This window comes from Paenibacillus sp. SJS-P3, from assembly GCF_056711585.1.
Window position 1 is genome coordinate 761,876 of record NZ_CM160043.1, and the last position, 12,561, is coordinate 774,436.

The 12,561-nt window shown below is 57.6% G+C and carries 8 protein-coding genes and 1 pseudogene; 7 read left to right on the plus strand and 2 right to left on the minus strand.

Translation table 11 applies throughout. From position 1 onward, the window contains the following. The first annotated feature begins 926 nt into the window (after positions 1-926). Positions 927-4,145 carry a glycosyl hydrolase family 18 protein gene (locus AC06G8_RS03545; RefSeq protein ID WP_480284384.1) on the plus strand — a complete coding sequence of 1,073 codons (3,219 nt, stop codon included), beginning with the start codon at positions 927-929 and terminating at the stop codon, positions 4,143-4,145. Between the two features lie 133 nt (positions 4,146-4,278). Here AC06G8_RS03545 and AC06G8_RS03550 read toward each other — a convergent pair whose 3' ends face one another. Further along, positions 4,279-4,554, minus strand: a complete 276-nt coding sequence (locus tag AC06G8_RS03550; protein ID WP_447662329.1) for a YciI family protein — start codon at positions 4,552-4,554, stop codon at positions 4,279-4,281. Between the two features lie 135 nt (positions 4,555-4,689). On the opposite strand from AC06G8_RS03550, the gene AC06G8_RS03555 reads away from it, so the two are divergent. From AC06G8_RS03555 to AC06G8_RS03575, 5 genes and pseudogenes are all read left to right on the plus strand, one after another. Continuing rightward, the gene (locus AC06G8_RS03555) at positions 4,690-5,715 is read left to right on the plus strand and encodes a phosphotransferase enzyme family protein (RefSeq protein ID WP_480284385.1); all 1,026 of its coding nucleotides are present in this window, start codon (positions 4,690-4,692) and stop codon (positions 5,713-5,715) included. Between the two features lie 972 nt (positions 5,716-6,687). Beyond that, positions 6,688-8,451 carry an ABC transporter ATP-binding protein gene (locus tag AC06G8_RS03560; protein ID WP_480284386.1) on the plus strand — a complete coding sequence of 588 codons (1,764 nt, stop codon included), beginning with the start codon at positions 6,688-6,690 and terminating at the stop codon, positions 8,449-8,451. Then, entirely contained in the window at positions 8,444-10,324 is a 1,881-nt protein-coding gene (locus AC06G8_RS03565; RefSeq protein WP_480284387.1) for an ABC transporter ATP-binding protein, read from the plus strand. Before AC06G8_RS03560 ends, AC06G8_RS03565 begins: the two co-directional genes overlap by 8 nt. A 189-nt stretch (positions 10,325-10,513) precedes the next feature. Continuing rightward, a pseudogene (locus AC06G8_RS03570) lies at positions 10,514-10,665 on the plus strand (SDR family oxidoreductase); the annotation flags it as partial. Between the two features lie 276 nt (positions 10,666-10,941). Next, entirely contained in the window at positions 10,942-11,223 is a 282-nt protein-coding gene (locus tag AC06G8_RS03575) for a hypothetical protein (RefSeq protein WP_447662333.1), read from the plus strand. A gap of 153 nt (positions 11,224-11,376) precedes the next feature. Here AC06G8_RS03575 and AC06G8_RS03580 read toward each other — a convergent pair whose 3' ends face one another. Continuing rightward, positions 11,377-11,817 (minus strand): VOC family protein, encoded by a 441-nt coding sequence (locus AC06G8_RS03580; RefSeq protein ID WP_447662732.1) that lies wholly within the window; start codon positions 11,815-11,817, stop codon positions 11,377-11,379. A gap of 185 nt (positions 11,818-12,002) precedes the next feature. Here AC06G8_RS03580 and AC06G8_RS03585 point away from each other — a divergent pair, with 185 nt between their 5' ends. After that, positions 12,003-12,389, plus strand: a complete 387-nt coding sequence (locus AC06G8_RS03585; RefSeq protein WP_480284388.1) for a VOC family protein — start codon at positions 12,003-12,005, stop codon at positions 12,387-12,389. Positions 12,390-12,561 lie beyond the last annotated feature (172 nt).

Below are 12,561 nucleotides of genomic sequence, written 5' to 3' on the forward strand. Positions count from 1 at the left end.
GGAACGTATGTCCGATAAAATGCCAAAAGCATCGAATTCGGCTAAATAGCGGATCGTATGTCCGATAGAAAGCCAAAGGCACTCGAAATCGGCCATACGGAACGAATTTCCGAAATGCATGCTTCAAATCCAGGCCTGTCGGCGCTCTCGCCAAACAGATGTCTTTCACCTGCGGCGTCAGAAGCGCGACATCGTCTCTACACCGTTTCTACCAGTCTCTTTGTTGAGCCTTCGCACCGCTTTTCAACCGAGAGGAAATAAAGGCCCATACTTAGAGATGAATCGTTTCGAAAGTTATTATGATTATTAAAGACAATTTAGTGGTTGAAAAAATGATACTTTCGATCTTTTTGTGATGAATATCACGGATTATATAGATTTTGAAAAGGTGTTGGATCATTCCCAACGAATAGGGAAGTTTGATAGGCACAAAATTCGCCAGCGAGGTGGTAAGCACTCTCATTGATGCTTGATATCATTGACTTCACTTCTTTCGCCAAACCTTTCAGATCATTCCGCAAGTCAGATCATTCCGTAAGTCAGATCATTCCGCAAGTCAGCTCATTTCGTAAGTCAGCCCATTCCCTTTCGCAAGTCAGCTCATTCCGCAGGTCAGCTTTCCCGCAGTCAGTTCATTCCGTAAGTCAGCCCTTTCCCTTTCGCAAGTCAGCTCATACCACAGGTCAGCTTTTTCCAAGTCCGTTCTTTGCAGGTCAGCTCTTACCGCCAGACAGCTCAACTCTTTCGGTACTTCAGCTCTTTCCGCACTTCAATTCTTTCCGCACTTCAATTCTTTCCGCACTTCAATTCTTTCCGTACTTCAATTCTTTCCGCACTACCCCCCTTTTTCCTAAGTCAGCCGGTCCAGACAGAGGTCGAAAAGCCGTTCCATGATTCCCCAAATCATTATGGATGAGGTGACTTGATTGTCCACGCGACTGAAAAAGAACGTTTCTTCCACGCTTGCTTCCTTGCTCGCTTTGGCACTCCTGATCAGCATGTTCGGAGCTGCCGCTGTCCCCGCTGCCGCTGCGGAGGATCCCAACATCCCCCAGAATCTGGCCGTATCGGATGTAAAGGCAAAATCGATCACTCTGACTTGGGATGAAGTTCCCGGAATCGACCCTAACAACGGGTATCAGATCTACTACAAAATCGGAGACAGCACCCAGTGGAATTGGGCGGCCTGGGCCGGACTTTCCCCGAAAATCGTCGGCGGTCTGGAGCCGGAGACGACCTATTCCTTCTACGTCACTTCCGTTCCGGTGCTAGGCACCCAGAGCGAGAAGAGCAATGTGGTCACGGCAACGACCGTCGCCGAGGATCCCAATGCCTATCCGGAGCCGCCGCTGACGGCTCCCCAATACCTCCGCGTGACGGACGTCACCTCCAATTCGATCGAGCTTGGATGGACGACGAGCCCGCTCGCTACGGGATATGACGTGTATGTGGACAACAAATGGTTCGGGGGAGACTGGGCGGCCGCCGGCAAATTCTCCTACGAAATCGCCAAGCCGACGGTAGGCCAATCCGTTTACTTCCAGGTCGCCGCGCAGGATAAAGATCGCCGGGTATCCGGCAAGAGCAACGGCCTGCGCATCGTCTGGGGCCAGCTCGACGCTCCGCAGTCAGTGCAGGTCGTATCCGGAACCCGTACCGCGATCTCGCTAGGCTGGGCTCCGACAGCTGGTGCGACCGAGTATGAAATCTACCGCGACGGCGACCTCATCGGCACCAGCTCGGTTCCGCGTTATGCGGCGACGGGATTGACCGAGGGCCAAGCCTACGCCTTTACGGTCATCGCCAAGAACAGCCTGTGGCAATCGGAAGCGAGCGTACCGACAACGGCCGTACCGGGCCGCGAGTACAACATCGTCGCTTATTATGCCGCCTGGGCGCAGGGCGCCCGCCAGTTCAGTCCGGCTGATATCGACGGCTCGCAGATCACGCATATCAACTACGCTTTTGGCGATATTTGCTGGAAGGGAGCCGGCACGACCGGAGCCGAATGCCAGAACCCCGACATCGAGCTGCAAAAGGGATATGTGTTCAATGGAGGCGTCATTCAAGGCTATCCTGAATTCGATCCCCAAGGCTTCGAGGAGCTGAAGGAGCTCAAAGCCGACAATCCGAGCCTGAAGACGCTCATCTCTGTCGGCGGCTGGTCCTGGTCCAAAAACTTCTCGCTCGTCGCAGCGGATGAAATTTCCCGCAGGACGTTTGCCGGCTCCGCCGTCCAGTTCCTTCGCGCCTACGGCTTCGACGGCTTCGACATCGATTGGGAATACCCGGTCGAGGGCGGAGAGACGACCAACGCCAGAGGACCTCAGGACAAGGAAAATTTCACGCTTTTGGTGAAAACCGTCCGCGAGGCGCTTGACGCCGCCGGCCAGGAAGACGGCAAGTATTATCTGCTGACGATCGCCTCCGGCCAAGGCGACAATTTCACGGTAAATGCCGATTATGCCAACTCGGTCCAATACCTCGACTTCATCAACATCATGACCTACGATTACAACGGAACCTGGCAGACGGAAGCGGCCCACAACGCTCCGCTTTACTACGATCCGAACAACAAGACGGCCTCGGCCAAACGCTTCAATGCAGCCGGAGGGCTGCAAGGACATCTGAAAGGCGGAGTGCCGAATTACAAGCTGGTAGCCGGAATTCCGTATTACGGAACGGGCTGGGGCGGCTGCGCGAGCGGCGGCGAGTACCAGCAGTGCTCCAGTACGATCATCCCTGGAACATGGGGGGCTGATGCGAAGTTCGACATCGCCGATCTTGAAAACAACTACCTGACGAATCCGGACTTCAAGCGGGTGTTCAACAACTACGCCAAGGTTCCTTATTTGTACAATGAAAAGACCGGCGTGTTCATCTCTTATGACGATGAGGAGTCGACCGCCTACAAAACCGCTTATATCCGGTCGATCGATATCGCCGGCGCCATGAACTGGGAAATCAGCGCCGACCGCAACCATACGATGTCGGATCAGCTCGCAGCCGACCTCCCTGCGGGAGGCAGCTCTGCGGACAGCCTGCCGGCACCGGCAGCGCCGACTGCCGGCAAAGCGGAAGCCACTGAAATTCCGCTTCAATGGCAGGCCGTACCGGGAGCGACCGGCTACGACATCTTTGCCGATGGCCAATGGGCGGGGTACGCTGCCGGAACGGAATGGACGCTGAAATCCCTGGAGGCGGATACTTCGTATACGATTGAAATTGCCGCCATCCAAAAAGGAGGGGATGGAAAAGCGATCCGGGTTTCTATTTTCAGTTCCCCTCTGATGGCGAAAACAGCTCCGGCCTCTGATCCGACGCCGACACCGACAACAACGCCGACACCGACACCGACAACAAACCCGACGCCGACGCCGACAACAACGCCGACAACAACGCCGACAACAAACCCGACACCGACACCAATACCGACACCGACACCGACACCGACACCAATACCGACGCCGACACCATGGTACCCGTCCTATCCGGTAGCTACGCCGACGCCATCCGCAAGCCCGACGCCGTCCGTCACGCCTGCGCCGACAGCTTCGGCATTGCCTGAGCCTTCCGCAACGTCCGTGCCGGCCAAGCCGCTGCCGTTCAACGATGTCAGCTCCAAGCACTGGGCGAGCGATGCCATCGCTAGAGCTTCCGGGCTGAACATCATCATCGGGTTCGGAGACGGCAGCTTCCATCCGAATGGAAGCGTCACCCGCGCCGACTTCGTCACCATGCTGGGACGCGCGCTCGGTCTGGACAGCACCGGCGGCAGCCTGGACTTCAAGGACGCTTCCTCCGTTCCGGCTTACGCACGCGGGTATATCGCGCAGGCTCTGGAGGCGGGCTGGCTGAAAGGGTACGACGACGGCACGTTCGGGCCGAAAAAGACCATCACCCGCGCCGAGATCGCAGTGCTGGTCGCCAAAGCGCTCCGGCTTCCGGCCGCAGACTCCAAGCCGGCCTTCGCCGATGCCTCTTCCATCCCGGCATGGGCATCCAAGTATGCAGCCGCGCTGGAAATCGCCGGTCTTATCCAGGGCGACGAAAAGAACCGGTTCCATGGAGATCAGCCTCTGACACGGGCTCAAGCAGCGGTTCTGATCATCAACCTGATCGACCATGCCAAAAAGGCTTCGTAACGAAAACAAGCCCCTTCACCGTTCAGGTGAGGGGGCTTTTCGCTTGCTGAAGCGATGCTGTCGATGTCAAGAAACCGTAGACAGCAGAACTGATGGGCGAATTAGTTCCGGGGCTAGACCTTTTGTTCCGGAGCTAGACCTTCAGATGCAGGGAGGTCATTTCCCAAGGGTGAATCTCGTAATTGCGAGCCTGATGGAGGACATAGGGATCCTGTTCCACGAGCGTGGCGACCTCTTCGAGCGATTCTCCCGTGTAAATGACGAGGCCGCCCCATCCATCTGTGAATCTTCCTCTGGCGGCGATGCGGCCCTCTTGCTCCAGATTCTCCAGGTAAGCAAGATGCTCCGTCCGCAGCATTGCGCTCTTTTCTTCATCCAGCATCGGCAGCATGACCGCGTAAAATGCCATTGTCGACTCCTCCTCCATCGTATCGGGAATAGTTTCAGTATACATTTATTTGAGGGAACAAGCAGGAAATTAAGGGCCAGCCCCCTAAACCTAATCAGAGGACTAGAAACCTATATTCAGGCAAGGGGGATAAACATGGAGGCATCGGTAGAGAAGCTGTTCGGTACAGAACGGCTGGAGGATGCGGCGCTTCGTTTCGGACTGCAGGGAGATCCGAAGAAGCTGGGCGATTTTGAAAACTATATCTATGAAATGCAGACAGCGGAAGGCGTTTCCGTCATTCTGCGCCTGACCCACAGCAGCCATAGATCGCTGGAAGAAATCGAAGCCGAGCTTGATTTCCTTCAGCATCTTGAGACGGAGGGTTGCGGGAAGGATATCGCGTCGAGTCTGGCCTCGCCGTCCGGCAGCCGCATCGAGAAGATTATGGCCGCGGACGGATCGTGCTTCTATGCGAGCCTGTTCCGCAAAGCGCCGGGCGGAAGAGCGGTGCCGGACTCGGAGGCATGGAATCGGGAGCTGTTCGCCGAGTGGGGGGCGGTAACGGCCCGTTTCCACAACGCTTCCGCCAAGCTGGATCGGAATCTCGCCCGAAGACAGTGGAGCGAGGATGACCTGATCGCGAACGCCGCAGCCTATCTTCAGGGCGAAGACCCGAGGATTATCGCGCAGCTTGCATCCGTGCAGGAAAGGCTGCATGCTCTGCCTCGGCCGGAAGGGAGCTACGGCTTGCTTCACGGAGATATCCATAACGGCAACTTTTTTGTCCACGAAGGCCGCATCACGGTATTCGACTTCGACGACCTGGAATACAACTGGTACATCCATGATGTCGCCATTCCGCTCTATTATGCGCTCAGCTCCCGAATTCCAGATCGGTACGGCGCGGATCGGGACGCATATGCGGCGGACTTCTTCCTTAGCTTCCTGCAAGGCTATCGCAGCGAACGGGAGATGCGGGAGGAGTGGCTGGATGTGCTGGGGCTGTTTTTGGAGACGCGCGATCTCACTTTGTATACCGTCCTTACCAAGAAGCTCAGCCCGGAGGAACTGACGGAGGGCACCCGCACCTGGATGGGCCAAATAAAGGAAAGGATTGTTGCCGGGACTCCGATCGTCTCTCTCGATTTCAAGGGGCTGGCCGCTGCCGCGCTCAGCTAGATGCTTGACGAAAGCCGTCCGCTTGGACGGCTTTTGAATGCTAGGAGGGTCGCTGCAAGAAGTCTCGCTGTTTGGGCAGCGTATTGTGGCTATGTCTGCCAGCAGGATGGTTATGTCTGCCAGCAGGATGGCTATGTCTGCCAGCAGCGTTGCTATGTCCGCCAGCAGGATGGCTAAATCGCCAGCAGCGTTGCTATGTCTGCCAGCAGAATGGCAAAGTTGCTAGCAAGATTGCTAAGTCTACGAGCAGGTTTGCAAGTAAGCCAGCAGTGTTGATATGTCCGCAAGCAGGATGGCTCAGTCGCCAGCAGCGTTGCTATGTCCTCCAGCAGAATGGCTAAGTCGCTAGCAGGATGGCTAAGTCTACCGGCATGATGGCTAAGTTGCTAGCAGGATTGCTAAGTCTACGAGCAGGTTTGCAAGTATGCCAGCAGCGTTGCTATGTCCGCCAGCAGTGTCGCATCTCTGCTCTGCCAGCAGCGTTGCTATGTCTTCATGCAGCGGGGTAAGAATTCATTGTACGGGGACGGTAGCCGGAAAAACATCCATATTTGGAAGTCAGTAGTGGCATAGCTGCTGGAAATACCGGTTATCGGACATAGGATCCGTTATTTGCTCAATTATCCCGAAAATGCCTTTTTATCGGACATAGGATCCGTTATTTCAACGAGAATCGGTCCAGAAGAGCAAGAAAGCCAACAATAACGGATCTGATGTCCGTTAAATTTTTTTTAACGGTGCCGGAACCCGAAATAACGGATCGTATGTCCGATAGGGAGGGCGCGCCAGGCTCATTCTCCGTGTGCTGGCACTTCAAGAAGGCTTGCCTTACAGCCTTGCTATCAATCGATAAAGAAGGGCGGCCGCAAAAGCCGAGCCGGACGCCTGCCCGCCAGGATAGAGTCGGAGCCTTCCTTGGGAAATATAGGGTATAATGAACGCATACATAGCTTCGGAGGTGCATCACGGCATATGGAGAAAGTATTGTCATCGCTGTCCAAGTACCGCGTCTCGGCCGGGGTCGCCCTGCTGATGATGCTCGTCGAGCTGGCGGTGGAGCTGTCCCAGCCTTTTATCATCGCGAAGATCATCGATGAAGGCATCGCCCATAAAAATCTGGAGGTCGTCTGGCTGTGGGGAGGCGTGCTCGCTGGAGGGGCGCTGATCGCCTTCGCGGCGGGGATATGCAGCTCCTTCTACGCTTCGTACGCAAGCCAGGGATTCGGCTACGACCTGCGAGAGCGGCTGTACGGCAAAGTTCAGTCGTTCACCTACGAGGTGTTCAACCGGTTCGCGGCGTCGAGCCTGATCACCCGCCTGACGGGAGACGTCAGCCAGGTTCAGGATACGGTTTTCATGGCGCTCCGCTTCATGACGAGAATCCCGCTTGTGGTCGCGGGAAGCGTCCTGATGGCGCTCATCGTCAACTTCCGGCTGGGTCTTATGCTGGCGGCGACGCTGCCGCTGCTGCTGCTTTTCGTCGGCTGGATGATCGGCCGGGCTTCTTCCGTATTCCAGACGGTGCAGCGCCGTCTCGACAAGGTCAACGCAGTCATTCAGGAGAACTTGACCGGCATCCGGCTTATCCGCGTTTTTGTCCGCATGGGATATGAAGTCAAGCGCTTCGGGGAAGCCGGCGCCGAGCTGATGAAGGGCACCGTGCGCGCCTTGCGGCTGACGGAAACGACCCAGCCGTTCATCATGCTGATCGTCAACGCCGCCATCATCGCCATTCTCTGGTACGGCCGGCTCGATATCGCATCGGGATCGGCGACCGAGGGCCAGACGGTCGCGGTCATCAACTATGCGCTGCGGACGATCGGCGCGATGAGCATGCTGGCATGGATCGCCGCGATGTTCTCCCGGGCCGGCGCATCGTCCCGGCGCATCCGCGAAGTGCTGAACGCGGACGGCTCCGATGCGCAGGTTGCTTCCGGAGCGAAGCCGCTTGCGGGCTCCGATGCGCAGGTTGCTTCCGGAACGAAGCCGCTTGCGGGCTCGGATGTCGAATTCCGCTCGGTAGGCTTCACCTACCCGGAGAGCAGCATCTCGATCCTGGACAACATCAGCTTCCATGCGCGTGCGGGGCAGCGAGTCGCGATCATGGGGGCGACGGGATCCGGCAAGTCCTCGCTCGTGCAGCTGATTCTGCGCCTGTATGAGCCGACCGATGGCGTGATCGCGGTCGGAGGCACCGATCTTCGGGAGCTTGATGTCAAGGCGCTGCGCCGGGCGATCGGTTATGTCCCGCAGGACGTGACGCTGTTCTCCGGCACGGTCAGCGAAAATATATCCTGGGGCAACGAGCATGCGACGGAGGAGCAGATCGCGGCCGCAGCGAAAGCGGCCCAGCTGCATGAGACGATCATGCGCCTGCCGGACGGATACGGAACGATGCTCGGCCAGCGCGGCGTGAACCTCTCCGGCGGCCAGAAGCAGCGGCTTTCCATCGCCAGAGCGCTCGTCAGGGAACCGAAGATTCTTATTCTCGACGACAGCACCAGCGCTCTCGACTTGAAGACCGAAGCCCTCTTGCTGCAGGAGCTGGAAGCAATGAGCTGCACAACATTCCTGATTACACAGAAAATAAGCTCGACCGTATCAGCGGACCTGATCCTGCTGCTGGAGGACGGCCGTCTGACGGCGGCAGGGCGCCATGACCAGCTGATGGCGGATTCGGAGCTGTACCGGCGCATCTATGAATCGCAATACGGGGAGGAGACGCGGCATGCTTAAGCAATGGCTCGAACCGCTGAGAGTTCCGCGCCCCGAGCCGGATCCTTCGCTTCCGCCTGCGGGCGCCCGCGGCGGCAAGCCGAAGGCGAAGGCCAAGGACTGGACCGGCACGCTGAGGCGGGTGTGGGGATATCTGGCGAAGCGCAAAGTGAAGCTGACGATCGTGCTCGTGCTTGTAGCGGTCAGCTCCGCGCTTGCCTTGCTCGGCCCGTACATGATCGGGCGCGCCGTCGACCTTTATCTCAAAGAAGGCAGCGACGCAGGCGGATGGGGCTTATTCCTCGCCGGGCTCGGCACGGTATACCTGCTTGCTTCCGCAACTTCCTGGACCCACAACGTGTGGATGATCACGATCGCCCAGGAGACGGTGTACCGGTTGCGCAGCGATCTGTTCGCCCACCTGCACCGGCTGCCCATTCCGTTCTACGGGAAGCGTCAGCAGGGCGAGATCATGAGCCGCCTGACGAACGATATCGAAAATGTCAGCTCCACGCTCAACAGCTCCGCGATCCAGATCTTCTCCAGCGTGCTGACGCTGGTCGGAACAGTGAGCGTCATGCTGTGGCTCAGTCCGCTGCTGACGCTGCTGACCTTTGTCGTCGTGCCGCTGATGGCGGTCGGCATGCGCTGGATCACGAGGCGGACCGGCCCGCTGTTCAAGGCCCGCCAGCGCAATCTCGGAGAGCTGAACGGCTACATCGAGGAGACGCTGTCCGGCCAGCGCGTCATTACGGCCTTCTCCCGCGAGGAGCAGGTCAAGGAGGCGTTCCGCGAGCGCAACGAGCGGATCCGGCTGTCCGGATTCTGGGCGCAGACGATCTCGGGCTTCATCCCCAAGGTCATGAACAGCCTGAACAACCTGAGCTTCGCCATCGTGGCGGGAGTGGGCGGAATTCTGGCTGTACGCGGCGCCATTACGGTCGGCACGATCATCGTGTTCGCCGAGTATGCGCGCCAGTTCACCCGTCCGCTGAATGACTTGGCGAACCAGTGGAATACGCTGCTGTCGGCCATCGCAGGAGCCGAGCGGGTCTTCGAGGTGCTCGACGAGGAGCCGGAGGAGCGGGAGGACAGCAAGGCCGAGCGGCTGGACAAGGTCGAAGGAGCGGTGCGCTTCGAGCATGTATCCTTCGGCTACGAGGAAGGCCGCGAGACGCTGACTGGCATCGACTTCGAAGCCCGTCCCGGCGAGATGATCGCCCTTGTCGGTCCTACGGGAGCGGGCAAAACGACGGTCATCAGCCTGCTCTCCCGCTTCTACGAGCCGACCTCCGGCCGGATTACGCTCGACGGCAAGGATTTGGCCGGCATCCGCCGGGACAGCCTGCGCTCCCGCATGGCTTTCGTGCTGCAGGACTCGTTCCTGTTCGCAGGGACGATACGGGAGAACATCCGCTACGGAAGGCTTGACGCGACCGATGAGGAAGTGGAGGAGGCGGCCAAGCTTGCCAATGCGCATTCCTTCATCATGCGGCTCAAGGACGGCTACGGCAAAATGCTGAGCGCGGACGGCAGCGGCATCAGCAGCGGCCAGAAGCAGCTGCTCGCGATCGCAAGGGCAATTCTCGCCGATCCTTCCATGCTCGTGCTCGACGAAGCGACGAGCAGCATCGATACCGTGACCGAGATCAAAATCCAGGAGGGGCTGCAGCGGCTGATGAAGGGCAGGACGAGCTTCGTCATCGCCCATCGGCTCGGAACGATCCGCAGCGCGGACAAGATCCTGGTGCTGAGGGACGGCAGGCTGGAGGAGCAGGGCACCCATGAGGAGCTGCTGCGCCGCGGCGGCTTCTACAGCGAGCTTTACGGCTCCGGCAAAGGCGTTCCAGGAGGCGCTCAGGAGAATCCTGTGGCTGCCTTGCAGCAGCGCTGACAAGCCATGAAACTCAAGTCGCAAATCACGCAGGTTCAGAAGGTGAAATTGCGCCCCTTGACCGAAGATATGGAGCAGCCGATTTAAACGACCATCGTCTTCAGGGACGGGTTGAAACACGAATATTCCGCCAAAATGAGTGCCCTGAAGGGTGCTCATTTTTAGTTTGAAATCATGCGTGCCAATACTGCGGGTACTTTGCAAGATTCCAGCGGACAGAAATCTGCTGCTGGCCTCTCAACCTTAAAAAGGTGGGGGAGCCGGAAGATGTTGCGGATATCGCCGCCTTTCTTGCCTCATCGGACAGCCGGTGGGTAACCGGCCAATTGATCGATGCAAGTCGGCAGAGCGCCGGCAAATGGGGCTTGGGCTTTTCCTCGTCGATTTCATCAAAAGGCATCACGGGGACGAGTCTTGCGTTCGGAATTGAAAGGCTGATGATCGGCAAGAAAGAGACGGAAATGAGATGAGGAGAGACGAGAATGAGACAAGAAAGAGACGGGGACGAGACGAGAAGGAGGAAATCCAGCCTTTAGAATGGACAAATAGAAAAAATATAGGAACCTTTGCTGCAAACCGGTGTTGGAGGGGTAAGGAGAAAGAGGAGGCGAGCAGCGATGCGTGAATACAGACTATTGGACGACAGCATTCTGATGACCGACGGCCGAAGCTTATGGTTGAAGAGGCTGGGCAGGGAGCCGGAGCCGGTGACGGCGGAGGCTATCATGCCGGATCTGCTTGAGCTGCTGGAAGCGCAAAGGGTCACCAAGGTGGCCAAGCTGCAGATGGAGCTGGCTCACGCTCTGGACGAATCGATGAAGCTCGGAGCGGAAGAGGAAGCGAAGACGGTTCTGGAAGCCTACCGGCCGGTCCTGGAGGAACGGGGTTCGATTCAATAACCTTTTTTCAAACGATGAAAAGACGATCCGGGAAAAGAGAAAGTCCCGGACCGTCTTTTTCTATGCGGATAAGAGGAAGCTTGCGCCTTGGTCCGAATCGCGATTCATCCAGAATGGCGTTATTCCAAGACGCTGCAGCCGTCCATGCTTCGCTTAGGCGGTCGGTTCGGCTTGCTGGCCCTGCTCAGCCATGGCGGCCATATCCATATGGAATACTTCCCATAGATGTCCGTCGACATCCTCGAAGCTACGGGTATACATGAAGCCAAGATCGGAGGCATCGACCGTCGCTTTGGCGCCGGCTTTCAGGGCGGTCTCGAAAATCTCGTCCACCTTGTCCCGGCTGTCCGCCGTTATGGCGATGATCGCCTCTGCGGTGCGGGAAGCATCCGCGATCTCTTTGTTGACGAACTTGCCGAAGAAGGGCTCGGTCAGCAGCATGACGAAAATCTGCTCGCTTACGATCATGCAGGCGGCGTCGCTGTTCGTCATGTCCAGGTTGAAGCCGAAGCCGACTTCACGGAAGAATGCCATTGACTTGTCCAGGTCTTTTACGGGAAGATTGACGAAGATCATGCTCGATGTAAGAGACATCATTGATCACCTCATCCTTGGATTTGACTCCAGTATATCCTCTTTGCCTAAGTGCTGTTTCTCATGGATTGCTATGATTTCCGCATGCGGCGGTCCGTGGGGTCCAGCTGCGCGGCGGTTGAAACGGGAGACGGTTGAATGAGCGGAGATGAGCATCCAATCCTTTTAGAAAGCTGGGCGAGACCATGCTGCACCATTTGGAATTGTATGTATCCGATCTGGAGGCTTCGGCCGGATTTTGGGGCTGGCTGCTGGGAGAGCTCGGTTACGAGCCCCATCAGCGCTGGGAGCAGGGACGAAGCTGGAAAAAAGACAGGTTCTACCTCGTTCTGGTGCAGGTGGAGGAGAAGCACCGCGACCGGGCCTACCACAGGCGCAAGGTAGGAATGAACCATTTGGCCTTCCACGCCTCTTCCCGCGAACAGGTCGACCGCCTTGCGGCAGAGCTGGCTGCCAGGGGGACGGTCATGCTCTATGGAGACCGCTATCCTTATGGCGGAGGAGAAGGGCATTACGCCTTGTTCTGCGAGGACCCGGACCGGATCAAGGTCGAGGTCGTGGCTCCGGACTAACGGGGGCAAGGGGAGCCGGCGTCTGATCCGCACGATTGGGCCTGATCTACAAGACGGAGTCTAATTTTTACGTCATATAATCTCCGCTGGATGGCTGAACCGCTCGGGAGAGCGGTTTTTTTGCTGTCTGCAATAAAGGCGGAAAAGGAGCCATGCTAAACGATGCTTATTC